The following is a 26177-nucleotide window of genomic DNA, read 5'->3' on the forward strand; positions in this document are numbered from 1 at the left end:
GTGTTATGTAGCCTGCTTGGTTCGGTTTCTGCAGCCAGCCGATATCAGCCCAAACCCAACAACCTAGATAGGCGTTTCGCATTCTCGTGAAACGCTTTCAAGCTTCGTGCGCCGCTGAGCAGAAGATAACCAATAAAGCAGCGAAATGTTAGCAGAAAGCAACGTAACGCCTTGAAGGAATTTGCTTTAGGTGTCGAGTCGGTAAATCGCTTTGTTGGCAAAGAGTCGTTGGAGCGGTACCACGAATGCGTGTTGGGAGTTTTAGCATTAGAATCAGATCCAATCGATCCAAGGCTTTAAGCGTTAGTGGACGGTTTTAACCTACTAGAATCGGTAGATAATTTTTTGATTAACAACTTAGTATAATCAATTTCCAAATCCATATGATTGTAATAGGGAGGTGGAGTGTTATGGACGTTCATGTTGTTCAAAGTGGAGAGAATTTATGGAAGATCTCAAACAGGTATGGGGTGACCATTCAATCAATCATAGAATTAAACGGATTACCATCGGCGACTTCTATTGTTCCTGGACTTGCATTATATATCCCTAACACTCTACAGCCGCTTCGCTATTATCGAATACAAGCAGGGGATCAAATCTGGAAATTAGCACAGCGATTTATAATCGACGCCTCCTCCATTCTAGCTGTGAATCCAGGGCTGGATCCAAATCAACTCCTAATCGGCCAAATTATCAGGATCCCATCACCAATAAAGTTTGAAATTTCCACACTGGGATTTATTGTGCCATCATCGGCAAGCACCGTTTATTCAATCCTTGATTCTGTTGCCGGCCAATTGACCTATGGGGCCATCGTTGCCTATTCATTTACAAGAGGAAGGTTACGCCTATAACGAAACCGAGGATGCCGATATTATAGCAAGGTGTATGGAATTGAACATTACACCGCTATTGATGATCCGGAATTTTACAGGCAGTAATTTCAGTGCGGAGCTTGCCGGAAAGGTTCTACAAAATCCCGCCTTTCGTGGAAATTTAGTAGCAAGTATTGTGAATCTCACCATACAACGGGGGTTTGGCGGCGTAAGTATTGACTTTGAGTTTATCCCTCCGGCAAGGCGCATTGATTTTATTACTTTTTTAGGAGATTTAAAGAATGCATTAGGCGGGCTGATCTTGCATGTAAATGTTCACGCGAAAACAGCAGATATACCGACCAATCGAATCATCGGGGCATACGACTATGCGGCTATTGGTAACGTGTCCGACCTGGTAGCGGTCATGACGATTGACTACGGTTATCCCGGTGGTCCGCCTGATCCGGTTGCTCCGGTTTCATGGATGGAGCAAGTGATTCAATACTCGATAACCCAAATTAATCCACGAAAGCTGCAAATCGCCATGCCGCTTTATGGGTACGACAAGGTGGTTCATACTAATAAAACACATGCTCAATCGGTTCTTGGCGCCCAAAATCAAGCCATCTCAACCGGGTCTCCGATTGAATTTAATCAAACTGCTAAATCACCATGGTATCGGTATTGGCATGGAGTAGAAGAGCATGTCGTCTGGTTTGAAGACATTCGGAGCTATATAGAAAAATACCGTTTAATTGATATTTACCAATTAAGTGGCACGACTTTTTGGCAGATAAGTCTGCCGGCACCGCAAAATTGGGCGTATCTTAGTAAAAATATTAATGTTTTAAAAAAATAGGGCCTAAAAACTGCATTTTTGGAAACACTTTTTAAAAAAAGGGAAGGCTGGTTCATAGATTGATAAAGAGTGTGAACTATTACGTTTTACTAATCATCATGCTGTTTGCTGTAACATCTCCAAGCCATCACGTTAAAGCAATGAATGGCCATAAGAATTGGAGCCAGCAGCTAAATTATATCATTCAATCGGACCCAGATTTAGAGGGGCAATTGCTGGAATCAGTATTCGAAATGCAACGAACGGTGAAATTATTTATGATCATCAAGGAGATATTCGATTACGTCCCGCTTCAAACATGAAGTTGTTTACAGCCGCGGCCGCTTTAAGCGTTTTGGGAGAGAATTATTCTTTTACGACGGAAGTGCTTACAGATTCCAAAGTGAAAAATAATACATTGCATGGCAATATTTATCTAAAAGGTAAAGGTGACCCAACCTTATTAAAGTCTGATTTTGATCAAATGGCTGGGGAGATAAAAAAGAAGGGAATTAAACAGATAAAGGGAAATCTGGTTGGGGATGATTCGCGTTACGATGATGTTCGTTATTCACTCGATATGCCATGGAGTGACGAAACCACCTATTATGGAGCCCAGATTTCTGCACTTACCGCCTCCCCAACAAATGACTACGATGCAGGTTCTGTTAAAGTGAAAGTTAAACCGGGAACAAAAATTGGGGACATGGTGAATGTGGAAGTTACACCGAAAACAAATTATATGAAGATCACCAATCATGCTGTCACGGTTGAAGCTGATGGCAATAAGAAGATCTCTGTCGAGCGGGATCACGCAACGAACACGATCACCATTGAAGGGACAATTCCATTAAAATCCAAAGCGGTTACAGAATGGATTGGTGTGTGGGACCCGACCAGGTATGCAGCCACGCTTTTTAAGAAATCATTAGCCAAACATGGAATCACTGTGTCCGGAAAAATCGTATCAGGCGAGGTGCCTGATACAGCAAGAGTTTTGACGAACCACCAATCGATGCCCTTATCGGAATTGCTTGTTCCATTTATGAAGCTGAGTAACAATGTGCACGCTGAGATATTAATCAAAGAAATGGGCAAGGTGATGAAAGGAGAAGGAAGTTGGGAAAAGGGGTTAGCTGTTATGGAAACCGAAGCCGCACGTTTCGGTGTAAATACAAAAACAATGGTAATCCGGGATGGTTCAGGCATATCCCATGTTGATCTTGTCCCAGCCAATCAAATCACCCAGCTATTATTTGCTGTCCAGAAGGAAACGTGGTTCACTACCTATCTCCATTCACTGCCTGTAGCTGGTGTCCATGAGAAAATGGTAGGGGGATCCCTAAGGAATCGATTAAAAAATCCAAGTACCCTCGGAAAAGTCAAGGCAAAAACCGGTACGATTTCTACTGTTAGTTCATTATCAGGCTATGCAACCACGAAAAGTGGACAAACATTGATATTTTCTATCCTGTTAAATAATTTAGTGAATGAAAAAAAAGGGAAAATAATTGAAGATCAAATCGTGCAGCTGTTAGGGAACCTATATTAAGTAAATTATGGCGGAAAATGATAGGTAAAATACCTTGGACATGACATTTATCATGCCCGGTATATGACACCTGCTACTAACAAGTCCAAATCCCTTCCTTTATAATTGGTTTAACGCCACATTCCAAGAAGGGAACTCAACTAAATGACCTTACAAAATACGAAAAACTTAAAAAAGCAAATGACTCCTTTTGAAAAATCAACGACAAAGCAAAGTATATGGCAGATCATTAACACGGTCGTGCCATTTATGATCCTATGGTTCCTTGCTTATCAAAGTCTCTCTGTCTCCTATTGGTTGACACTCGTTCCATCCATCCTTGCTGCCGGGTATTTAGTACGGATTTTCATTATTTTTCATGATTGTACCCATCATTCGTTCTTTAAAAGCCGCCGTGCTAACCGAGCAGTGGGGACATGTATGGGGGTTTTAACATTATTCCCATTTGATCAATGGGGTCATGAGCACTCGGTTCATCATGCGACAAGTGGTAACCTTGATAAGCGAGGCACTGGAGATATTTGGACACTTACAGTTGATGAATACCTAGCAGCACCACTTAAACTGCGTTTAGCCTATCGATTTTATCGTAATCCTTTGGTAATGTTTGGATTAGGTCCGATTTATGTATTCCTTCTTAAAAATAGATTTAACCGTAAAGGTGCTAGAACGAAGGAACGTAACAACACCTATTTAACGAATGTAATCATCGTTGCTTTGATTGCAATATTCTGCTGGGCAATAGGGTGGCAGACATTTCTGTTAGTACAGGGCACAATTTTTATGATTTCAGGATCAGCAGGTATTTGGCTTTTTTATGTACAGCACACCTTTGAGGATTCCTATTTTGAAGAAGATAAAGAGTGGGAATACGTGAAAGCTGCTGTGGAGGGAAGTTCTTTTTATAAGCTTCCAAAAATCATGCAATTTCTAACAGGAAATATCGGCTTTCACCACGTACACCATTTAAGTCCAAGGGTACCTAATTATAAACTGGAAGAGGCACACAAAAATACACCTCCGTTACAAAATGTACCGACTATCACGCTTACGACAAGCTTACGGTCACTTCGCTTCCGCTTATGGGATGAGAAAAACAAGAATTTCGTGACCTTTAAGGATATTAAATCTGCAGCTAAAAGTAGTGTTTCGCATCAAATTAAACCAGAACTTTAAGAATACCGTCAATGGCTGACTCCTTTTACTAAAGAGGAATCTCTGCTTAGTTGCGGCTGCCAGATAAGGAGAGAACATAATGATACGGATTGTCATCGCAGAAGATCAGGAACTGCTGTTAGGGGCAATGGGTTCGCTCCTCAATTTGGAAGATGATATGGAAGTAGTAGGACTGGCAAGCAATGGGGAAGAGGCACTTACGCTTGTACACCAATTACAGCCCGATGTTTGCCTGATGGATATTGAGATGCCCAAAATAACGGGGCTTGAGGCAGCGGAAGCATTAAATCCGTCACCCTGCAAAGTAATCATTTTAACAACCTTTGCTAGGATAGGATATTTTAGACGTGCCTTAGAAGCGAATGTTAAAGGTTATTTATTGAAGGATAGTCCGAGTGACGAGTTGGTCTCCTCAATACGGAGTGTTATAGCTGGAAAGCGGATTTATTCTCCTGAATTAATGGACTCGGAATCCAGTGCTGATGAATTAGATAATGATAAAACTATAAATGAGAACTCTACTGATCAAAGTAAAACACTTGGCACCGTTAGAAGCTATTTTTCAACCATAATAGATAAAATAAAGTTACCAACCGGATAGGGTTATGGTGATTTTTAAAGAAGCGGGCTGTATCCAATTTGGATACAGTTTCTTTGGTTAATAGTGGAATAATGGGTAAGTAAAAAAAAGAGGGCCATTACTTTGAAAATATCAAGTATTGATTTTACAATGAGAATGTTGATTTAATAAAGATAAAGTAGATTTAAAATTAGGAGAACATAATATGAATAAAAAACAAGGACAGCAATTATCGGAGCGGTTTGAAGTCGCCTACAATCAAGTTCATGAGGCACTACGCGACATTGTTCAAATCAATGATGAAAGATTTGTAGTTTTGGTGAAGGTTGGGGCAAAAAAATATCAAATTATCGAAACCTTTAAGAAAGATTTAGAGCAATACGCACGGCTCAGAAACGCAATTGTCCACGAAAAAATGGAGGTTGGCTTCTATATCGCTGAACCAAATGCAAAGGTGGTTAGTCATATTGAAAAAATCGCCAATGTCTTAAGCCGTCCTAATTACGCACTTTCCATTGCCTCAAAAAAGGTCGTTTATTTTGATGTACAGGACAGCATTTTAAAAGTAACTGATGCCATAAAAGAATTCGGTTATTCTAAGTTTCCAATCTATAAAAATAAAAAATGCATCGGCCTTTTGACGGCTGGATCCATCGTAAAATGGATGGCGCAACATATGGAGGCCGGACGAGTGAACCTATCGGATATCCGTGTTTCTGCTATTCTGGAGTACGAAAAAGATCGTCCGATAGAGATAGTCAATAAAAGTATCAATATATTTGAGGTTGAAAATATCTTTGAAAAAGCCCATAAAAAGAAACGTAAAATTGAAGGTGTAATTATCACAGAAAATGGGAGTGACGATGAGGTACCATTAGGCATTATCACCGCTTGGGATTTGATTGAAATTGATTATACTGTGGACTAAATGAAAGAGGGAGCAGCAATAGCGCTGCTCCCTTGTATGTTAGGGCATATCATCAAAATTAAACTCGCTTAGTTGGTCCATGTGGCTGGCAATCATCGCGATAATCGTTGACGCTTCCTCTTTACTAAAAACGAAATGGGATTCATCCTTGATTAGCTCGTCATCGGTTGTCCAAATCCGGTTCACCCGTTTGAGGACGCCATCACCTGTTGCCTGAACGACACCAAACTGATAGGTTACTTCCACCTCGTCTTCATGCTTGAAGGCTGTCACTTCTGGTGTAGACCAATCGACATCAATTTCCTCAAAGATATCATCGGTGTTGATTTGTTCTGCTTCAAAGTATTCTTCATCATCATCGTCCACCGTTCCGCATTCATCTTCAAAACTTTCATCAGACTGCAGATAGACGCCATCGTCTGTATAATGGTCTTCGCCGTTGATGTAGTCATGAAGGCTTGCATGTACTTCCTCGACAATTTCCTCGATGTCTGAAAGGATGATTTTCGCCGTGTGGCCGCTGTCAACATCGAAGCTATCAATGTAAAATTCTTCGTTTTGCGGGTCGAAAAACAGCGTGCAAAAATAATCTCTGTCAAGTTCCTCGGTGTCCACATCAGTGGTATCAACGTAAAACTCAATCCTTGGATGCTTGGCGGCTCTCTCAATTGTCATTTGACCAACCTGATCATATTCTTCACAAATCGACTCCAGGTGATCCTGCAGTTCCGCACATACTCTGTCAAACCATTCTAACGACATCAAACATCCCATCCTCTCAATGTTAATCGAGGTTATTATTTCCAACATTTAAAAATATATAAGTTGCTGAGAATTTCTTTATTTGCTTTTTTTTAACTCCAAGGAGCACATTGTATTGGATTTCAAACCTGGTATGTTACTATATTACATAATCAAAGAAAAACGAGGTGTTTTCATGAAAATTGAAGTATGGTCTGATTATGTATGTCCGTTTTGTTATATTGGGAAACGCAGGTTAGAAGAGGCGTTAGATCAATTTCCACATAAAGATCAGGTAGAGGTTGAATTTAAAAGTTTTGAACTGGATCCGAATTCGTCCGAATACAGTGGTCAGAATATACATGAAGTGTTAGCAAAAAAGTATGGCATGAGTATTGAACAGGCAAAGCAAGCCAATCTAGGTGTCGGCCAGCAGGCAGCGTCAGTCGGATTAACATATGATTTTGAAGGGATGAAACCTACTAATACATTTGATGCCCACCGCTTGGCAAAGTTTGCGAAAACAAAAGGGAAAGAAGCAATGGTTACTGAAAAGCTCCTTCATGGCTATTTCAGCGAATCAAAGCATATAGGCGATATTGATACTTTAGCAGATATTGCTGAGGTATCAGGTATAGACCGGCAAGAGGTATTGGCGGTTCTTCAAGATAAAACCGCTTATGCCAACGAGGTGCGTGCAGATGAAGGAATAGCCCAGCAATATCAGATTAGCGGCGTTCCCTATTTTATTATCAATTCCAAATATGCCATTTCCGGTGCTCAGCCACTAGAAACGTTTAAAGGTGCGTTGGAAAAAGTTTGGGAGGAAGAATCACCTGCACCGATCCTTCAGGATCTTTCGACCGAGGAAGATGTTAGTTGTGCCGATGGAAACTGTGTGATTCCCAAAGAGAAATAGATCGAAAAAAACATGGGAAAGTATGCATTGGCGTGCTTTCCCATGTTATTGGCGTAATCCATTACCTGCGACTGCGAATACAATATTCCCACATGTTGCCGTCTTGCCAACAAGTCTTTACCTGTTCATTGCCACGAGAAGTGTTCCGCCAACCGGAGCAGCATCTCCTCGTATTTCTTCTTGAAGTATGCCGTCTCGACGTTTTTCTACGTGAAGTATTGTGAGAACTTGATGTGACACGTCTTGAAGTCCTTCTTCGTGATGTCATCTGACGCCGTGAGGTTCTTCGTCGTGAAGTTCCACGGTGCTGTCCTGGGTCTCTAAACATAAAGTCTCCGAAACCACCACGTCTAACTTCGTCCGCTGCCCTTTGAATATCCTCTGATGAAAATTCACTCACCTTAATTTAGCACCTCCTTAAAATCCAGAAAAGGAAGTATACAATCCAATTGACATGATTGGCGTTCATACTCACTCTTCTTTAATCAATTTACGTTTGTACAGTTGTCCCTGTTTGGGACAAACGCCTATGTAAAGAAAATATGCAATTAAAACGTGACCTTCATTCTTTATTATTCATACGAATAAAGAAAGGAGGTATAAATAATCGCCGTGGATACAAGCATTCCGCACTATAAGCTTTTTATTAAACCAATTGACCTGCGAGAGCTTAGAAGAGACATCTGGATTGATGAACCAGTTCCAGCCCAGTTAACGATAGATGGGAGAAGGCTTGAGATTGATTTAAGTTATCGTGGATCCCATATTCGAGATTTTTCGAAAAAGTCTTATCAAATTGCATTTTATAACCCTAAAAAATATAAAGGTTCTAGCCGGATGCACCTTAATGCTGAATTTAAAGATCCATCACTCATCCGAAACAAATTGTCTTTTGATTTCTTCTCAGAGATTGGCGTTTTATCACCGCAATCTAAACATGTTTTCTTAATGCAAAATGGCAGGGCAGATGGAGTTTATTTAGAAATCGAGTCGGTGGATGAGAATTTTTTACAAAGAAGAGTCCTTCCAACCGGAAGTATTTTTTATGCAGTCGATGGGGATGCAAACTTTTCTTTAATGAGTGACTTAGACAAAGAAACAAAGAAATCATTGGAGTTGGGATATGAAAGAAAGTGCGGCACTCCCGAGGAAGATTTTTACTTACAAGAATTTATCTTTCACATTAACACGATTCCACAATCTGATTTTGAAAAAGAAATCCAGAATTATGTCGACGTGGAAAAATACCTTCGTTGGATTGCCGGGATAATTTTCACATCTAACTATGATGGTTTTGTTCATAACTATGCCCTTTACAGGAATGGAACTACCGGCTTATTTGAAGTGATTCCCTGGGATTATGATGCAACATGGGGACGAGATGTCAACGGAAAGGTAATGGAAGCGAATTATGTCCCGATTGATGGTTTTAATACATTAACAGCAAGGCTCCTTGATGTTGATTATTTTCGTAATCGGTACCGAAACTTGCTTAAAGAAATTATGGAACAACAATTTACCCTGGAATTTATGATGCCAAAGGTTGAAAGATTGCTCCAACAGGTTCGTCCGTTTGTGCTGCAGGATCCTTATATAAAGCATAATATAGCTGACTTTGATAAGGAGCCTGAAGTGATTTCTAAGTATATTGAGGATAGAAGAATGTATTTACAGAGAAAATTATTAAACTGGGAATAGAGAAAAAGATGCCGATTGGCATCTTTTACATTTCAGAGATATTTGACATAGACTTAGCCCCTAATAGGTCTCCAAATATTGCCGTCCAAAATATAACCTTCCACTTCAAAATCATCATTCGGCGTTGCGCTCCATCCAAAGTTGTCTTGGCCTCTATTATTCCTGCGTGAACGATTGCAACATCTTGACCCGCCTTGCCCCGAAGTATTCCTTCTTGAAGTATTCCTTCTTGAAGTATTCCTTCTTGAAGTATTTCTTCTGGAAGTATTTCTTCTTGAGGTATTTCTTCTGGAAGTTACCATGACAGAAGTAGGGCGGTTTCTGGAAGTATTTCGACGAGAAGTTACCATGACAGAAGTAGGGCGGTTTCTGGAAGTATTTCGACGAGAAGTTACCATGACAGAAGTAGGGCGGTTTCTGGAAGTATTTCGACGAGAAGTTACCATGACAGAAGTAGGACGGTTTCTGGAAGTATTTCGACGAGAAGTTACCATGACAGAAGTAGGTCGGTTTCTGGAAGTATTCCATCGAGAAGTCACCATGACAGAAGTAGGACGGTTTCTAGAGGTATTGCGTCGAGAAGTCACCATGACAGAAGTAGGACGGTTTCTGGAAGTATTGCGTCGAGAAGTCACCATGACAGAAGTAGGACGGTTTCTGGAAGTATTGCGTCGAGAAGTCACCATGACAGAAGTAGGACGGTTTCTGGAAGTGTTCCTGCGAGCCTTATTTTGATGCATTGGTTTTGCGGTTCTCCTACGTGAAGTTTTCCGATGTCCAGGAGGCTTTGGTCCATGATGTCTTTTGTGATGTGATCTCTTTTTTAATCCAGGGTCATTAAACATGTGTTTTCCTTGACCGGACCTTTTTACCTCCTCTGCAGCCTTTTGAATATCATCTGAAGAAAAATGTCTCATTATTTCACCTCTTATTATTCTTGAAAAGGGAAGACGGAAGCAATACACAAATAAATACTGCTCGTCTCCTATTCTCCTACTAATCTACGTAGGTCACGTACAATTTGTATAGGGGAATGACTCAATAATTAAAAAAGATTGTCCAAAACCAACATAAAAAAGGTGACATACTTAAAAAGGGTGTCAGGCACCAATTTTTCAAAACTGGGATAAGATTTTTTTCAAATATAAAGGGTTTTTTCGAATCATTGCTGAAATTAATAAGTGAATTTTCAAAAAAGGAGATGGATGTTATGTTTTCCCCACTAACCCCACTTGATTGGAAACGGCGAGCGATAAAATATTATCCTAAAAAAACAGCTGTGATTGACGGTGAAAAAGAATTTACATATCAAGAATTTGGACAACGAGTAGATCAGCTTTCGGCAGCATTGTATCAAGCGGGAATATCGGAGGGTGATCACGTAGCGGTGATGCTGCCTAACACCCATTATATGTTGGAAAGCTTTTATGGAATTTGCCAACTTGGTGCTGTCATGGTTCCATTGAATTACCGTTTGTCCGCAGAGGATTTGGAGTACATTATCCGTCACAGTGATTCAAAGATGTTAATTGTCGATGAAGAATTTTGCGCACCGATTGAGAAAATCATTCATCGACTTTCCCTTGATCCAATCATTATCGTGCCAGTTCCGGGACAAAAAACATCTTTAAAAAGTGTGGATTATGAGGATTTCCTTCGCCATGCTCCAAAAATTTCCAAGTTACCGAAAGTGGAAATTGATGAAAATCAGCTTCTTACTCTCAATTATACGAGTGGAACCACTTCAAAACCAAAGGGTGTTATGTTAACACATCGAGGAAATTACCTGAATGCAGCTAATTTCCTTTATCATCTGAATGTACAACATGATGATGTATATCTACACACGTTACCGATGTTTCACGCAAATGGCTGGGGAGGGGTATGGGCAATTACAGCAGCCGGCGGTACCCATGTTTGTTTGCGAAAGGTTGATCCACCGCTTATTCTCGAACTATTTGAAGAAAAAAATATTTCACTGTTATGTGGGGCGCCGACCGTGGTGAACATGCTGGTAAATGATCCAAAGGCGAAGGAAGTCGAAATCAAGACGAATCCTCGGATGGCTACAGCAGGGGCACCGCCTGCAGCTGCGTTGATTCATAAAGCACAAGAAATTCTAGGATTAAATATGATCCACGTATACGGGTTGACGGAAACATCACCGTTCATTCTCTATTGTGAATGGAAAAAAGAATTTGAATCAAAGTCGTCGGATGAACAAGCAACAATTAAGGCAAGACAGGGTATTGAACTCGCGTTTAATGGAGAAACAAGGGTCGTCCATCAGGACGGTCAGGAAGTTGCCTGGAATGGACGAGAGCTGGGAGAGATTGTTACCCGCGGAAATGTGGTCATGGCGGGATATTATAAGGACCCTGAAACGACTGCTGCTTCAATTAGGGATGGATGGTTCCATACTGGCGATTTGGCGGTTACTCATCCAGACGGATTCATAGAAATCCAAGACCGTGCCAAGGATTTGATTATTTCAGGAGGAGAAAATATTTCTTCTACTGAGGTCGAAGGGGTTTTGTATAAACACCCAGATGTCTTGGAGACTGCAGTTATTGCCATTCCGGATGAAAAATGGGGCGAGGTTCCAAAGGCCATCATCGTGTTGCAACCCGGAGCAAACGTCACGGAAGAGGAAATCATCCAATTTTGCCGAGCGAACATGGCCCACTTTAAATCACCAAAAGCGGTCGAATTTGTGGAGGCTCTTCCAAAAACAGCCACAGGTAAACTGCAAAAATATCGTTTGAGAGAAATGTATTGGCAGGGTCCGAAAAGAGTGAATTAACTGATCATAAACAAAAGGCAATGATTTCAAGATCAATGCCTTTTGTTGTACGATTCTTAACGGCCTCAACGATATATTGCCCGTGAAAAAATCATTCCTTTTTAAATTCAATTGTGCTTCTAACTGTGTTAATCGGACGGACTAGTTTCTCGATCTGTTCTCGTTTTGTCTCTAAGAATGGAGGCAATGATAACTTTTCTCCAAGAGTTTCATACGGTTCATCACCCATAAATCCTGGTCCGTCTGTTGCGAATTCAAATAAGATTTGTGGGGCCACTCTTACATACAATGAACCAAAAAAGTATTGATCGACAAAACCAGAGGTTTGGAAGCCGAAACCTTCCATTCGCCCTATCCAATCTTCTAAAACAGAACGATCTTCCACACGGAATGCTGCATGGTGTACTGTCCCAAATCCTTGTTGTGCCTGTGGAAGAACCGCATTATATTCGACGACAACCTGTGCACCATTGCCGCCTTCTCCTACTTCGAATAAATGGAAGGCACCTTCGTGAGCAATTTCTTTAAACAGTAACACCTTTTCCATCATTTCTTTAAAATAGTCAAAGTTGGCGATGCGAACGAATATCGGTCCTAATCCGGTAATGGCATACTCTAATGGGATCGGTCCATTTTGCCATGGTGTGCCAGAAGCAACCCCTTTATTGGTTTCATCTGAAATCAATTGATACTGCTGATCATCAAAATCAACAAATGATAATGTCTTTTTGCCAAATTGCTCTTTAATCGCAGTATGTTTTACTTCTAAACGGTCAAAACGTTTGACCCAATAATTCAGGGCAGCATCACTCGGAACACGGAAGGAAGTTTTTGAAATCTCATTGGTCCCATGAGTCCCTTTTGGAATGCCGGGGAAGTCGAAGAATGTCATATCGGTGCCAGGGCTTCCGGAATCGTCTGCAAAAAATAAATGGTAGGTTTGAATATCATCCTGATTGACTGTTTTCTTAACTAAGCGCATCCCTAAAACATTTGTGAAAAATTCGTAGTTTTTTTCAGCACTGCTCGTAATTGCGGTAACATGGTGGATCCCTTTTAATCTGCTCATTTGAATTCCTCCTTAAAGATGTTTATATTATTCCATTCCAGAATTGATTCACCCATATCTCAAGTTCATACATCTTTAATTCGAGATAAATATATCATGGATAAAAGACAATGTCAAGATTGGAAATATTACGCCTACAGCAAACGTCATTCCCATTTTAATTTTAGAAGTGATCGTTCTTAAAGTTTTCACAATTAAAAGCATACTTATGATGTTAATCACAAACATCCCTTTTTTTAAGTGTTAAGTTTGTAATGAGAAATGTTTCACAAGTATGCAGCAATAGTGAAGGAGAATCTTTTATGAGTGAATTCATTAATAACCGAAAAAATTTGACCACTACTAATACAGATCGTCTTACCATATTAAAGCAAATCTTTCAGGACCTTCATAACGGGCGCAATCTTGATGAGGTAAAAGCACATTTTGATGCCTTTATTGGAAAAATTACCGTCGATGAAATTTCCCAGCTCCAGCATGATTTTGTTGAAGGTATATCTGCTGAGGAGCTGCAGCGCTTATACACAAAACATACGGCAATATTTAAAGGTTCAATTGAGGAAGAGAGTGAACAATACAGGAAACCAGAGGAACAGCCGGGGCATCCCATTCATACCTTTAAACTTGAAAATCAAGAAATTGAAAAATTATTAAAAACGCAGATTCAGATCCATCTATGGCAATTTGATAAAGATGATAGTACTGAAAATGTATATACGCTATTGGAAGATATCAATCTCTTGTTGGACATTGATAAACATTACAGCCGAAAGGAGAATTTGATTTTTCCTTATTTAGAAAAGTATGGTATTTATGGACCAACCACTAATATGTGGCGAATCGATGACTTTATCCGCGATGCGATTAAAGATGCCAAACAAAAGTTAGCCAATTATCATGGCGACAAGCAAGCAGTATCGAGTGTAATGGATTATGTCATTCAAGAAGTAGGGGAGATGATTTATCGAGAAGAAAACATCCTCTTCCCCATGGCATTGAAAAATCTAACGGAGGATGAGTGGGTAAAAATTGCCCATGAAAGTGATGAAATTGGTTTTTGCTTGACGGCACCTGCAGAAGAATGGAAACCAGACAGAAAAGGACTGAACGAAAAGGCAATCTCCGAAGGATATATTAAAATGGAAACCGGAATCTTATCATTAAAACAGCTTGAGCTGTTGTTAAATCATTTGCCGGTGGATATCACATTCATTGACCAGGATGATGTAGTCCGTTACTTCTCGCATGGGAAAGAAAGAATCTTTGCACGGACGAAAGCCATTATCGGCCGAACCGTTCAAAACTGCCACCCGCCAAGAAGTGTCCATGTGGTCGAGGAACTGCTAGCCGACTTTAAATCAGGCAAAAAAAACACAGAGGACTTCTGGATTCCGTTTAAGGATAAATATGTCTATATTCGTTATTTCGCTGTTCGTGATGAGACAGGAAAATACATTGGCACGCTAGAATTTACCCAAAATATTGCACCGATTAAAGGAATCGATGGTGAAAAACGAATATTATCTTAACTGATAAAACCTGCCTAGTTTGCATGATAGAATCGTGTCAAGCTTGGCAGGTTTTTTCTATGAGGCGCTTTCAATAGGTTGGTCTATATTGCGACATGAACAGTCAAATCTAGTGATTAATTAATTTTTGTGTCGATAAAAAAGCAGGACAAATTCACAAAGCTGTAACAGATAAACCGGAAAGTTGGAAAAAATCGGGGATAATAAGAGTAGTAGAAGAACGTTAATTCCATCTAATGAAAGGAAGAAAATTTTTTTTACGAGGTGAAGAACAATGGTAAATAGAAAATGGATTGCTTTGTTGTTGGCTGGCGGAAAGGGGACTAGGCTGAACCTCCTTACAAAGACACTAGTAAAACCAGCCGTGCCATTTGGCGGGAAATACCGCATCATTGACTTTACTCTAAGTAATTGCAAAAACTCTGGAATCGATACAGTTGGTATTTTAACTCAATATAAGCCCTATGAGCTGCATGCCCATCTTGGCCAATGCAGTTATTGGAATTTGTATAATCGGAATGGCGGTCTAACCATCCTTCCACCTTATCAGCATTGTGACTCTGGGGTTGAGTGGTATGAGGGTACTTCACATGCTGTATTTCAGAACATTGAATTTATCGAGCAATGTAATCCTGACTACGTTGCCATACTATCTGCAGATCAAATTTATAAAATGGATTATTCAATCATGTTGGAGCAGCATATTGAAACGAAAGCAGATTGTACCATTGCTGTTGTTGAAGTTCCATTGGAAGAAGCCAGCCGCTTTGGAATCATCCAAATGGATAAAAGAACGAATAAAATTATCGATTTTGAGGAAAAGCCAAAACGACCAACATCGAATCTGGCTTCTATGGGTATTTATATTTTTTCGTGGCCGATATTAAGAGAGTATTTGTGGCAAGAGGAACAAAAGGAATATACCAATAGAGACTTCGGCAAAGATATTATTCCGTCTATGCTGTGCGATGGCTTACGGCTATATGCCTACTGTTTTGACAATTACTGGCGGGATGTTGGCACTGTACATAGTTATTGGGAGGCCAATATGGATCTGTTAAATGGAGAGAATAATATATTTTTACAAAACCCCAAGTGGCCAATCCATACAGTTGAAACAACGGAGCCGCCGTTATTTTTAGCCGAAAGTGCAAAGATTCATCAAAGTTTGATTTCTGAAGGCTGCGAAATTTACGGTTCAATCGAAAAATCAGTTGTCTTTAACGGTGTTAAAGTTGGAAAGGGAGCACGGCTCAAAAACGCTGTGATCCTGCCTCATACAACAATTGAAGAAAATGTCTGGATTGAGAATGCTGTTGTCGGCAGCCAATCGATCATCAAGAATGGCGTCATTATTGTCTCAAATAATCCAAAAATGCAATTAATGGTTGTCGGACATAACGAAATCGTCGATCCCGCCATTAAGGGCAATACTCCACAGGAAAATGTGATATCGGTCATGTCATAGCAGGGAATGATAGAAATTGAATGTTCTTCTTTTTTGTTAGTTTCTCTTTATAATTATTCCACTATTCAAAAAATAATTTGTTTTTACCTATTAAAGTGGTAAACTATAAAAATATAATTGATAGGGGAGAGGGGCAACATGATTAAAGCGATTTTTTTTGATTTAGACGATACACTACTTTGGGACCAAAAAAGTGTAAAGGAAGCATTTGCGGCCACATGTAAAGTAGCAGAAGACCGGTGTGGAATTGATACAGATCAGCTAGAGGAAGCTGTGCGGGAGGCTGCGAGAAAGTTGTATGCTTCATATGAATTTTATTCTTTTACGCAAATGATAGGGATTAATCCATTCGAAGGATTATGGGGTAACTTTTTAGATGAAAATCATGATCATTTTAAAAAAATGCAGGAAACTGTTCCTACTTATCGGAAAGATGCTTGGACAAAAGGGCTTTTGACGTTGGGGATTGACGACCCTGCCCTGGGCCTTGAGTTAGCTGAGCGATTTCCACAGGAACGGCGAAAGGCACCGTTTGTTTACGAGGAATCCTTTAAAACTCTTGATGCCTTAAATGATCATTATCAGTTGCTTTTATTGACAAATGGGTCACCGGATTTACAAAATACAAAATTAGAGATTACACCCGAACTTGTCCCGTATTTTGATCATATTGTCATTTCTGGAGATTTCGGTAAGGGAAAGCCCGATCCTTCTATTTTTGAACATGCTTTGTCACTCCTTTCACTAAAGAAGGAGGAAGTGATAATGGTTGGAGATAATTTGATGACAGATATCCTTGGGGCGAACCGTGCGGGAATCAAAACCGTTTGGATTAATCGTCACAACAAAGTGAGAAATGAGGTAATCCCTTCATTCGAAATTCAGCATTTAGAAGAGCTTTTTCCAATCTTGGAGAATCTGTAGAGTTTAAAAAAAGGCTCAATCCAATGACATAGAAGCTGTAACTTTATTCCTCCTTTCTGCGACTATTTAGCTGAAACACCAAAATAGTAAAAGGGGTTTGGGATAAATGGTAACTAAAAAAATACTAATTATTATTAGTTCAACAGTTGTCATTGGACTTTTAGCTAGTTGCGGAATAGAGACAAAATCAAATGGGGGAGTGGAAGGGATAAAAACAGAAACTACTGAAGGAAATGAGATTGCTGCGAATTTCTTGCCTACTATCGATATTAGTGCTGAGAAAAATGAGACGCTTGTCCATTACAAAGTGAAAAATATTTCGGGACAAACAAAAAAACTTACGTTTCCAACTGGATTGGAAGCTGATTACATTGTTTACGATCAAGCAGGAAAGAAAGTAAAGCAATTTTCCGATGAAGTTGCATCCACACAAGCAATAAGAGAAATTACTTTAGAAAATAATCAAGAAATGACGAACGATTTTGCGATTACGGACCTGCCGAATGGCCAGTACAAAATTGAAGTTTTCTTAACTGCAAAAGAGGAAGAAGCAAAATCAGTTACAAACTTAATAATAAAAAATTCATTTGCAAAAGGCTCAGGCACGTACGTTGGTCAAATGGATCCACACACAATCGAAATTGACATGGAAGGGAAAAAAGTAGCCTATCAGCTGTCAGATGAAGCCCGAAACCAATTATCTTCCCTTCAAGAAGGCGGGACCGTTTCGTTCCACTATATAGAAAATGAAGCAGGACAAAAAGTCATTCAAATGTTTGTAGAAGAGTGATGTAAACGTGCCAATATTCTAAATTAAAAATATGCCTTAAGAATCACCTTTTTGCAGTTCCCAAAATCAGTTTGGGAACTGTTTTTTATTTTTCTAACATAATTTTAGGGAAAGGTGGATTTTTTTAGGCTAAACCTTGATTTTATCAAAAAAACTGTAAACGTTTGTCATTTCTAAATCGTCTAAATAATCCCTAAAATGAGTTGATTTTCTCTCTTGAGAATAGTAATATTAGTCACGGAAAAGTTTGATTAAGGATGATAGATTTCAATTATCAGTTAAATTACATCAGGGTGGGACAGTTTATATGCAAAATAAATTGCCGTTTTCAAGGTATTTCATTATAGGAGTTATGTTGTTTGCCTTATTTTTCGGTGCAGGGAATTTAATTTTTCCGGCTGGACTTGGGCAGCAAGCAGGAACGAATATTTGGATGGCTGTCGGAGGATTTTTGATCACAGGAATCGGGCTTCCATTCCTTGGCATTTTAGCGATGGGGGTTTCCGGCAGTAAGAATTTGCAAGAACTTGCTAGCAGGATTCATCCACTTTACGGAATCATCTTTACAGCATTACTCTATTTAACAATTGGGCCATTCTTTGCTGCGCCAAGGACGGGAGCAGTAGCCTACGATATCGGGATTGCTCCCTTAGTCGGTGAAGGATTGGGCCAAGTCGGATTAATTATTTTTACAGCTGTTTTCTTTATTGTCACACTATGGTTTTCATTAAACCCTGCTAAAATCGTGGACAACGTTGGAAAAATCCTTTCTCCAGGCATAATCGTTCTTATTTTTGTTTTATTGGTTATGGCAGTGGTGAAACCAATCGGTCCGATAAGTGCACCACAGGAAGCTTATGCTAATGGGGCTTTCATGAAGGGGATCATGGAAGGGTATAACACAATGGATGCCCTTGCCTCACTCGTTTTTGGAATTATTGTGATCAATGCCATTCGTTCGATGGGAATCACGACTACTCGTGGAATTCTTTCAGCATCTGCTAAGTCCGGAATTGTCGCGATCGTATTCCTTGGAATCATTTACGCTGGTATTGCTTATCTAGGAGCGACAAGTACAGAATCCTTTGGGCTGTTTGAGACTGGTGGGCCAGTTCTTGGGAAGGCAGCATCTTATTATTTTGGTACTTTAGGAACAGTCATGTTAGCAATTGTTATCATCCTAGCCTGTTTGACGACAAGTATTGGATTGATCACGGCTTGCGGGGAATACTTTCATATGTTATTTCCTAAATTCAGTTACAAAATGTGGGTGGTATTCTTTTCACTCGTGTCATTCACTGTCGCGAACTTTGGATTATCGAACATCATTCAATTCTCAATACCTGTTTTAATGTTTTTATATCCATTAGCAGTAGCATTAATGCTTTTGACATTTTTATCAAAATTATTTCATCATTCACGTCTCGTATATCTTTCAGCTACTACGGTTACATTTATGATTAGTGTGATTGATGGCATAAAAACATTTTGCCAGCAGCTTGAAATCGGTTATTTTGGCTGGTTAAAAGCGATAATTTCCTTTTATGAAAGGATTTTGCCTTTATACAATGATGGGCTGGGGTGGCTGATTCCAGTTTTGATTGCCATATTGATTTCGACATTAATCGTCCGTGTACAGAACTACTGGGCTTTTCGACTAAAGAGTAAAACGGAGGGTGCGGTTTAACATCTCCACAGTTGTGGAGGTGTTTTTTTCTTAAATTTAACTTATTTACCGTAAAAATGTTATGTAAACTAGAGGCTTGAGGTGCTTGAATTTGGAATTAAGACAACTACAATTTTTCATTGAGGTGGCCAAACATAAAAGTATAACAAAAGCGGCTGAAAATATGCATATTTCACAGCCAGCATTAAGTAAGTCCATCATGGCATTGGAAGAAGAGCTTGGCATGACCCTGATCATTCGCTCCAATAAGACAAGTGATTTGACCGATGCATGGAAGGTTGTAATGGAATATGCGCAGAAAATGAACGTCCTGATTGAAGAAATGAGAACGTCTTTAAATGATTTGACGAACTTAGCAAGGGGTCAAATTAATATCGGGCTTCCACCTTTTATCGGCAGTTTATTTTTTCCGAGGGTTATGGCTAAGTTTCATCGTGCCTATCCTAATATTGAATTGAATATTACAGAGTACGGCGGTTCTTCTTTTAATAGCTCTTTTCTTTAAAGTCATCAAGTTGGAATGGGTAGAGAAGGGTGCAAATTGGCTATTGGCAGAATTGCTGCTTTTCTTTATACCTTCCGCGGTCGGGATTGTGAACTATCATGATATTTTGAGCCTGCAGGGAGCGGAGATTGTTGGATTAATTGCAATAAGTACAATCATAGTTATGGGATTGACAGCCTTAGTTGCGGAAAAAATGACGGGCAGGAAAAGGAGTGAGCAGCATTGACGATGATCCTGTTTACTTTTGCAACGTATCTGATTTACCGTTTTTCCAAAATGGTGAATGGAAAATGGAGTATTCCACTTTTTCATCCCTTACTCTTAGCACCTATCCTATTAATTGTACTAATTTCAGTAACAAATGTTTCTGCAAACCAATATATTAAAGATGTCAAATGGCTGACACATTTACTCGGCCCAGCTACAGTTGCTTTTGCCGTACCAATATTCCCTCTCTAATGAATTTGAACATACATCACCTATTGTAGAAATGGTAATTATAGTGCTTATTGGAGCCTTTTTCTTTTAAAAAAATAGAAAGGATTCCATTATAATAGTCACATGATAGGTATTTAGGTATAATTAATTGACTGATTATTTTCCATTTTTTAAAAATTGCCAAATATAATGAAAAGGAATGTCCATTTTTCCAAGTTAACCAACTCAATTGAGGAGGGGAAATGATGCTGCGAAGGGTAATCGCCGTTACGGACGATGAGGCAAGTATCAAAAAGGCGATAAAAGAAGTACTAAGGTCGAAACATAAAGGCTTTGAATTTGCCCTGGATTTAACGAGAATAAAAGATAAGGATCGAAAAAAAGAGATTATGAAGCTGTTAACAAAATATTAAAAGATAAGAGGAAAGATGGTTTTCAAAAAAAGGGAACGAGCCATAAAAAATGGCTCGTTCTTATTAATTTGCTGGGACTTTTTCTTCGTTTTTTAGTAATGGGAGAAGCTGTCGAACAGCATAGGCAAAGCCATCTTCATCATTACTCTTCGTGATGATATCTGCTTTTTGCTGAACATGAGTTGGGGCATTTCCCATCGCAACGGAAGTCGTCGCCACTTCAAATTGGGCAAGGTCATTCCCGCCATCTCCAAAAGCAATAATTTCATCAAATATATGGCCCGTCATTGCTTGATAGCGTAATAAAGCCTTTCCTTTATGGGCTTCGTTAGAGGTGATTTCGACATTATTAGGGAAGGAGGACGCTACTGAAATTGAAAATTTGCCGGCTATTTGTGCTTTTACCGCTGTGATTTTTTCGAGTTGATCATGATGGACTAGTGCAATAAGTTTATAGATTTTTAGATTGTCTATTTCAAGAATTTCAGCATAATTAAATTCATTAAAAAGTGTATCAAGCTCCTGCCTTGTTTTACCATGTAATGGCGGCAATGTTGACGGAAAGCCGCCATGATTGGTGTAGACGAGGATTCCTACACCAAATTCCCTTAAAATGGAGAATAATTCAAGATATGTTTCAGGCGATAATGTCGCTTCAAACATCAGCTCTCTTGTATGGGAGTATAGAACAGAACCATTAACACAAAAAATTGGAATCTCCATATTTTGGATGGCTTTTAAATTAATCACATCTGCATAGGCGCGGCCAGTGTTCAAAATAAGACAATGTCCTTGTTCCTGCAGATCGTTTAAAGCTTTTAGATTTTCTTCCGAGATTTCATGGTCAGAGTTTAATAATGTTCCGTCTAAATCGATTGATAAACATTTCATCGTTCATAAGTCCTTTCTCATTTGATCTTAACGGAAAAGGCAAGCCGGTTTGTACTGGCTTGCCTTTATCTATGTGATCTATGAAAAACGCAGCAGTTATGCGCGTCTTCCGCCTCGGCCGCCCCGTTTTGATTCCGTGTTACGTTTAAGGCTAGATAAATTCTCTTCACTTGACTTCAAAAATTTAGACATTTTATCTTCAAAACTTTCCTTCGGTTTGAAATTGCCTTTTGAACGAAAGTCTTTCGAACGGTTGTCTGTTCTTCCTTGACGTGGTGGACGTGAATAGGAAGAGGTTTGTCCCTCAGGTTTATCAATTGCTTTTTTAATGGATAAGGCAGTTTTTCCGTCCTTCTCACTAATTACTTTTACTTCGACTACGTCACCTATTTTGAGATGATCATTCACATCCTTTACATAGCTGTCCGCAACCTCACTAATATGCACGAGACCTGTTGAGCCGCCTGGTAATTCTACGAATGCTCCAAAATTAGTGATACCTGTTACTTTACCTTGTACTTTACTGCCTACTTCGACTGACATTGAAATATAGTTCCCCCTCAATAATGTTAAAGACACCTTATTATAACAAATATTTATGAAAAAGAATATCCTCTTTATTTTTATAGCTAAATAGCCCACTTTTGTTTGCTGATATTTACGTGAAATAATTCACAAAAGCTATATAATAATCGATTTTCAAACAAAATTCCAATGAATTGCATCCCCGTTTCGAATTGTTGAATTGTTTTTGAACATTTAGTGACATATCTTCAAAATGGGTGTCCTTTCAAACTAATTGCTATTAAGATAGCTTTAAGATGTGATTTAAATCACACACACAAAAAATTTAAACATGGAAATGTCTTAAATAAGAGAAAGGGGTACTAGTATGAAATTAAAATCGGCTTTATTAATGCTTGTTTTAACCATTGCCACAGTGCTTACAGGATGTGAGCCATTAATGGTTCTTGACCCTAAAGGGCCTCAAGCGGAAAGGCAAGCCCATGATATCTTGTTATCGATTGGAATCATGTCATTTATTGTGGTTGTTGTTTTCGCTATTTTGATTTATGTGTTAATTAAGTATCGCGCTTCTAAGGCAAGCCCGGACTATGAACCGCCTCACATCGAGGGGAATAAATGGGTCGAATTGATCTGTGTCGGAATTCCAATCGTTATTGTTACGTACTTTTCGATTGTATCTGTACAAAGTAACTATATTGTTGAAGCTAAACCACTTGGATATCAGGATAAGGAACCTTTAGTTATATATGCTTCATCATCTGACTGGAAATGGCATTTTAGTTACCCGGAGGAAAATATTGAAACGGTTAACTATTTATATATTCCAACAGACCGTCCGATTGAATTTAAGCTATATTCATATGGACCGATTACAAGTTTCTGGATTCCGCAGCTTGGCGGACAAAAATATGCAATGTCTGATATGATCACGACATTGCACTTAGCTGCAGATGAACCCGGTGAAATGATGGGCCGAAACGCAAACTTCAGCGGTAAAGGATTCGCTGAAAATATGTTCAATGTTACGGCAATGTCCGAAGAGGATTTTGATAAATGGGTAAAAGACGTGAAGAAGACCGCAAACCCTCTAACGGAGAACAAGTTTAACGAGTTATTAAAACCGGGGCATCTCGGACAAATGACATTTACTGGTACGCATTTAGGCTTTAATCCTCCTCCTAATGAACATCACATGGGTTCGGACAAACAAGAGGAAGATCATGCTGGACATTCACCAATGGAAATGGATATGTCTGATCACTAAAATTATGAGTAAATATTGAACGGTAAATGAATAGTTAAAAAAATGAATTTCTTGGAAGGAGTTTATAAAAGGATGGAGTTCTTTGAACGATTTGCCATATCACATCCAAGTATTGCGATCTATGCATCAATGGTTGCAATTGGTCTTACAGTGATTGCCATTATTGCTGGCTTAACCTATTTTAAAAAATGGGGTTATTTATGGCAGGAATGGTTAACAACGGTTGACCATAAACGAATTGGGATTATGTATTTAATCTCTGCTTTGATTATGTTATTCAGAGGCGGAGTGGACGCAATTATGATGCGGGCCCAGCTTGCTGTCCCAGATAGTAAGCTGCTTGATGCACAGCATTATAATGAAGTTTTCTCAACACATGGTGTTGTTATGGTCATGTTTATGGCAATGCCATTCATCTTTGCCTTTATGAACTATGTTGTTCCATTACAAATTGGAGCACGGGATGTGGCATTTCCTAGATTAAATGCATTAAGCTTTTGGTTATTCTTCTTTGGCGCAATGCTATTTAATATCTCTTTTGTTGTCGGAGGATCACCTGATGCAGGCTGGACTTCTTATTTCCCGCTTGCAGGGAATGAATTCAGTAAATCAGTTGGAACGAACTATTATATGATCGCTATTCAAATATCCGGAATTGGATCGCTAATGACCGGTATTAATATGATTACAACGATTATGAAAATGAGAGCACCAGGCATGACCTTAATGAAGATGCCGATGTTTACCTGGTCTGTTTTAGTGACGAACCTAATTATCGTTACGGTTTTCCCTGTCATTACAGTGGCACTTGCAATGGGAAGCATGGACAGATTATTTGGAACCCATTTCTTCGCAACCACAAATGGTGGTATGGATATGCTCTGGGCCAACTTGTTCTGGGTATGGGGACATCCTGAAGTTTATATTCTCATTTTACCTGCGTTTGGCATATACAGTGAAATTATTTCAACATTCGCAGGAAGAAACCTTTATGGCTATAAATCCATGGTCGCTTCCATGGTTATTATTTCAGCTCTTTCCTGTATGGTTTGGGCACACCATTTCTTTACTATGGGTCAAGGGGCGGTAGCAAACAGCTTCTTTTCCATAACAACTATGATGATTGCTGTACCTACAGGAGTTAAGATTTTTAACTGGTTATTCACATTATGGAAAGGGAAAATTCGCTTTACCGTTCCAATGCTATATTCGCTCGGATTTATTCCGTTATTTGTCATTGGCGGGGTAACAGGGGTAATGTTAGCAATGTCAGCAGCTGACTACCAGTATCATAATACAATGTTCTTAGTCGCTCACTTCCATAATACGATTATTCCTGGTGTTGTATTTGCAATGCTTGCCGGTCTAACGTATTATTGGCCAAAAATGTTTGGCTTTATGTTAAATGAAAGAATTGGAAAATGGGCATTCTCGCTTCTTTCCATTGGCTTTTGCTTAGCTTTCTTCCCAATGTACATTACAGGCTTAGATGGACAGGCGCGACGTATGTACACCTATTCTGAGGCAACTGGCTATGGGCCATTAAATATGCTATCGTTCGTTGGCGCTGGGGTTATGGCAATCAGCTTTGCTCTAATCGTCTACAACGTTTATTACAGTGTTCGTTATTCGCCAAGAAATATTGGCGCGGATCCTTGGGATGCCCGGTCACTTGAATGGGCAACACATACTCCGGTACCGGAATATAACTTTGCCATTGAACCACAAGTTGCTTCAAGTCAAGCGTTTTGGGATGCAAAGAAAAAAGACCACGAGTTGTTCCCTGGTAAATTGGAAAAAATCCATATGCCGAATAACAGTGGAGTTCCATTTATAATGAGTGCGATATTCTTTGTATTTGGATTCTCGATGATCTTCTCACTATGGATTCCAGCGATTATTTCACTGATTGCCATCTTTGCATGTATGGCACACCGTTCATTTGAAAAAGATCATGGGCGATATATATCTGTTAAAGAAATAGAAGAAACTGAAACAAAATTGCGAGGTGTTAACTAATGAAAATCGATCACTCGCTGCCATTAGAATATAGTACAAAAGAAAATGATATGAAAATTTTTGGTTTTTGGGTTTTTATTGCAGCCGAAATTATGCTTTTTGCAACACTGTTTACATCTTACTTTACGTTAGAGCATAGAACCGGAAGCGGGCCAAGCGGCGCTGAAATTTTTGAAATTACGCCTGTCTTAATTGAAACTCTTGTATTATTAACAAGCAGTTTCACGATTGGACTTGGTGTTCATGCCATGCGCATCGGGAACAAAAAAGCAATGATGACCTTTTTTGCAGTTACATTGTTATTAGGTTTAGGTTTCTTAAGTGTTGAAATTTACGAGTTTATGCATTATGCCCATATCGGAGCTGGGTTACAAGTTAGTGCCTTTACAGCCATGCTCCTAACAACATTAGGAACACATGGGCTGCACGTTACCTTTGGATTATTCTGGGGAACAGCCATCCTAATTCAGTTGAAGAAACGAGGCTTAACTCCGGAAACAGCGAATAAATCCTTTATCTTCTCATTATATTGGCACTTCTTAGATGTCGTCTGGATCTTTATTTTCAGCTTCATCTATTTGAAAGGAATGATGTAA

At 39.3% G+C, this 26177-nt stretch carries 27 protein-coding genes and 3 pseudogenes; 23 read left to right on the forward strand and 7 right to left on the reverse strand.

Going from position 1 to position 26177, the window contains the following annotated elements:
• Positions 1 to 132 precede the first annotated feature (132 nt).
• The 7 genes and pseudogenes from ACO1D1_RS25375 to ACO1D1_RS25405 all read left to right on the forward strand — a co-directional run bounded on the left by ACO1D1_RS25375 (position 133) and on the right by ACO1D1_RS25405 (position 5895).
• Positions 133 to 300 (forward strand): hypothetical protein, encoded by a 168-nt coding sequence (locus ACO1D1_RS25375; protein WP_423337576.1) that lies wholly within the window; start codon positions 133 to 135, stop codon positions 298 to 300.
• Positions 301 to 410: 110 nt separating this feature from the next.
• Entirely contained in the window at positions 411 to 857 is a 447-nt protein-coding gene (locus ACO1D1_RS25380; protein ID WP_423337559.1) for a LysM peptidoglycan-binding domain-containing protein, read from the forward strand.
• Positions 820 to 1680 carry a glycosyl hydrolase family 18 protein gene (locus ACO1D1_RS25385; protein WP_423337560.1) on the forward strand — a complete coding sequence of 287 codons (861 nt, stop codon included), beginning with the start codon at positions 820 to 822 and terminating at the stop codon, positions 1678 to 1680. The genes ACO1D1_RS25380 and ACO1D1_RS25385 overlap by 38 nt, the downstream gene beginning before the upstream one ends.
• A 98-nt stretch (positions 1681 to 1778) precedes the next feature.
• Positions 1779 to 3211, forward strand: a pseudogene (gene dacB / locus ACO1D1_RS25390) (D-alanyl-D-alanine carboxypeptidase/D-alanyl-D-alanine endopeptidase).
• A gap of 144 nt (positions 3212 to 3355) precedes the next feature.
• The gene (locus ACO1D1_RS25395) at positions 3356 to 4387 is read left to right on the forward strand and encodes a fatty acid desaturase (RefSeq protein WP_149870509.1); all 1032 of its coding nucleotides are present in this window, start codon (positions 3356 to 3358) and stop codon (positions 4385 to 4387) included.
• Positions 4388 to 4466: 79 nt separating this feature from the next.
• A complete protein-coding gene (locus tag ACO1D1_RS25400; RefSeq protein ID WP_149870508.1) occupies positions 4467 to 4988 on the forward strand; it encodes a response regulator in 522 nt (173 codons plus the stop codon).
• A 184-nt stretch (positions 4989 to 5172) separates the two neighbouring features.
• Positions 5173 to 5895 carry a CBS domain-containing protein gene (locus tag ACO1D1_RS25405; RefSeq protein WP_423337561.1) on the forward strand — a complete coding sequence of 241 codons (723 nt, stop codon included), beginning with the start codon at positions 5173 to 5175 and terminating at the stop codon, positions 5893 to 5895.
• 39 nt (positions 5896 to 5934) lie between these two features.
• Here ACO1D1_RS25405 and ACO1D1_RS25410 read toward each other — a convergent pair whose 3' ends face one another.
• Complete coding sequence (locus ACO1D1_RS25410; protein ID WP_423337562.1) at positions 5935 to 6657, reverse strand: hypothetical protein; 723 nt, start codon at positions 6655 to 6657, stop codon at positions 5935 to 5937.
• Positions 6658 to 6832: 175 nt separating this feature from the next.
• On the opposite strand from ACO1D1_RS25410, the gene ACO1D1_RS25415 reads away from it, so the two are divergent.
• Positions 6833 to 7555 (forward strand): DsbA family oxidoreductase, encoded by a 723-nt coding sequence (locus ACO1D1_RS25415; protein WP_149870505.1) that lies wholly within the window; start codon positions 6833 to 6835, stop codon positions 7553 to 7555.
• 117 nt (positions 7556 to 7672) lie between these two features.
• Here ACO1D1_RS25415 and ACO1D1_RS25420 read toward each other — a convergent pair whose 3' ends face one another.
• Complete coding sequence (locus tag ACO1D1_RS25420) at positions 7673 to 7795, reverse strand: hypothetical protein (RefSeq protein ID WP_263315194.1); 123 nt, start codon at positions 7793 to 7795, stop codon at positions 7673 to 7675.
• Between the two features lie 85 nt (positions 7796 to 7880).
• Positions 7881 to 7955 (reverse strand): annotated as a pseudogene (locus ACO1D1_RS25425) (CotG/ExsB N-terminal domain-containing protein); the annotation flags it as partial.
• A gap of 206 nt (positions 7956 to 8161) precedes the next feature.
• On the opposite strand from ACO1D1_RS25425, the gene ACO1D1_RS25430 reads away from it, so the two are divergent.
• A complete protein-coding gene (locus ACO1D1_RS25430; RefSeq protein ID WP_149870504.1) occupies positions 8162 to 9253 on the forward strand; it encodes a CotH kinase family protein in 1092 nt (363 codons plus the stop codon).
• Positions 9254 to 9427: 174 nt separating this feature from the next.
• Complete coding sequence (locus ACO1D1_RS25435; protein WP_423337577.1) at positions 9428 to 9988, forward strand: hypothetical protein; 561 nt, start codon at positions 9428 to 9430, stop codon at positions 9986 to 9988.
• A gap of 107 nt (positions 9989 to 10095) precedes the next feature.
• Here the strand turns inward: ACO1D1_RS25435 and ACO1D1_RS25440 are convergent.
• Positions 10096 to 10170: pseudogene (locus ACO1D1_RS25440) on the reverse strand (CotG/ExsB N-terminal domain-containing protein); the annotation flags it as partial.
• A gap of 293 nt (positions 10171 to 10463) precedes the next feature.
• On the opposite strand from ACO1D1_RS25440, the gene ACO1D1_RS25445 reads away from it, so the two are divergent.
• Complete coding sequence (locus tag ACO1D1_RS25445) at positions 10464 to 12056, forward strand: long-chain-fatty-acid--CoA ligase (protein ID WP_149870501.1); 1593 nt, start codon at positions 10464 to 10466, stop codon at positions 12054 to 12056.
• A gap of 91 nt (positions 12057 to 12147) precedes the next feature.
• On the opposite strand, the gene ACO1D1_RS25450 is transcribed toward ACO1D1_RS25445, so the two are convergent.
• Complete coding sequence (locus tag ACO1D1_RS25450; protein WP_423337563.1) at positions 12148 to 13125, reverse strand: ring-cleaving dioxygenase; 978 nt, start codon at positions 13123 to 13125, stop codon at positions 12148 to 12150.
• A 302-nt stretch (positions 13126 to 13427) separates the two neighbouring features.
• On the opposite strand from ACO1D1_RS25450, the gene ACO1D1_RS25455 reads away from it, so the two are divergent.
• The 9 genes from ACO1D1_RS25455 (at position 13428) to ACO1D1_RS25495 (ending at position 20879) form a co-directional block, all read left to right on the forward strand.
• The gene (locus ACO1D1_RS25455; protein WP_149870500.1) at positions 13428 to 14654 is read left to right on the forward strand and encodes a DUF438 domain-containing protein; all 1227 of its coding nucleotides are present in this window, start codon (positions 13428 to 13430) and stop codon (positions 14652 to 14654) included.
• Positions 14655 to 14928: 274 nt separating this feature from the next.
• On the forward strand, positions 14929 to 16122 hold the full coding sequence (locus ACO1D1_RS25460) for a glucose-1-phosphate adenylyltransferase (RefSeq protein WP_149870499.1): 1194 nt from the start codon (positions 14929 to 14931) through the stop codon (positions 16120 to 16122).
• A 138-nt stretch (positions 16123 to 16260) separates the two neighbouring features.
• A complete protein-coding gene (locus ACO1D1_RS25465; RefSeq protein ID WP_423337564.1) occupies positions 16261 to 17046 on the forward strand; it encodes an HAD family hydrolase in 786 nt (261 codons plus the stop codon).
• A 106-nt stretch (positions 17047 to 17152) separates the two neighbouring features.
• On the forward strand, positions 17153 to 17836 hold the full coding sequence (locus ACO1D1_RS25470) for a BsuPI-related putative proteinase inhibitor (RefSeq protein ID WP_423337565.1): 684 nt from the start codon (positions 17153 to 17155) through the stop codon (positions 17834 to 17836).
• 307 nt (positions 17837 to 18143) lie between these two features.
• Positions 18144 to 19523: a branched-chain amino acid transport system II carrier protein gene (brnQ, locus tag ACO1D1_RS25475; protein ID WP_149870496.1), complete on the forward strand. Its 1380-nt coding sequence runs from the start codon at positions 18144 to 18146 to the stop codon at positions 19521 to 19523.
• A 91-nt stretch (positions 19524 to 19614) separates the two neighbouring features.
• Positions 19615 to 20028, forward strand: a complete 414-nt coding sequence (locus ACO1D1_RS25480; RefSeq protein ID WP_149870495.1) for a LysR family transcriptional regulator — start codon at positions 19615 to 19617, stop codon at positions 20026 to 20028.
• A gap of 10 nt (positions 20029 to 20038) precedes the next feature.
• Positions 20039 to 20254, forward strand: a complete 216-nt coding sequence (locus ACO1D1_RS25485) for a CidA/LrgA family protein (protein WP_263315193.1) — start codon at positions 20039 to 20041, stop codon at positions 20252 to 20254.
• A 2-nt stretch (positions 20255 to 20256) separates the two neighbouring features.
• The gene (locus ACO1D1_RS25490; protein WP_223821007.1) at positions 20257 to 20487 is read left to right on the forward strand and encodes an LrgB family protein; all 231 of its coding nucleotides are present in this window, start codon (positions 20257 to 20259) and stop codon (positions 20485 to 20487) included.
• Positions 20488 to 20708: 221 nt separating this feature from the next.
• Positions 20709 to 20879 (forward strand): hypothetical protein, encoded by a 171-nt coding sequence (locus ACO1D1_RS25495; protein WP_423337566.1) that lies wholly within the window; start codon positions 20709 to 20711, stop codon positions 20877 to 20879.
• A 63-nt stretch (positions 20880 to 20942) separates the two neighbouring features.
• Here the strand turns inward: ACO1D1_RS25495 and ACO1D1_RS25500 are convergent, their stop codons facing one another.
• Positions 20943 to 21770, reverse strand: a complete 828-nt coding sequence (locus tag ACO1D1_RS25500) for an HAD family hydrolase (protein ID WP_149870492.1) — start codon at positions 21768 to 21770, stop codon at positions 20943 to 20945.
• Between the two features lie 96 nt (positions 21771 to 21866).
• Positions 21867 to 22313, reverse strand: coding sequence for a S1 domain-containing RNA-binding protein (locus ACO1D1_RS25505; protein ID WP_149870491.1), 447 nt, complete (start codon positions 22311 to 22313; stop codon positions 21867 to 21869).
• Positions 22314 to 22662: 349 nt separating this feature from the next.
• Between ACO1D1_RS25505 and qoxA the strand changes: the two genes are divergently transcribed.
• The 3 genes from qoxA (at position 22663) to qoxC (ending at position 26177) form a co-directional block, all read left to right on the forward strand.
• On the forward strand, positions 22663 to 23562 hold the full coding sequence (qoxA, locus tag ACO1D1_RS25510) for a cytochrome aa3 quinol oxidase subunit II (RefSeq protein ID WP_149870490.1): 900 nt from the start codon (positions 22663 to 22665) through the stop codon (positions 23560 to 23562).
• Positions 23563 to 23634: 72 nt separating this feature from the next.
• Positions 23635 to 25581: a cytochrome aa3 quinol oxidase subunit I gene (gene qoxB, locus ACO1D1_RS25515; RefSeq protein ID WP_423337567.1), complete on the forward strand. Its 1947-nt coding sequence runs from the start codon at positions 23635 to 23637 to the stop codon at positions 25579 to 25581.
• Entirely contained in the window at positions 25581 to 26177 is a 597-nt protein-coding gene (gene qoxC, locus ACO1D1_RS25520; RefSeq protein WP_423337568.1) for a cytochrome aa3 quinol oxidase subunit III, read from the forward strand. The genes qoxB and qoxC overlap by 1 nt, the downstream gene beginning before the upstream one ends.

Source organism: Neobacillus sp. 19, from assembly GCF_049463095.1.
In the GTDB taxonomy this organism is placed as follows: domain Bacteria; phylum Bacillota; class Bacilli; order Bacillales; family Cytobacillaceae; genus Neobacillus.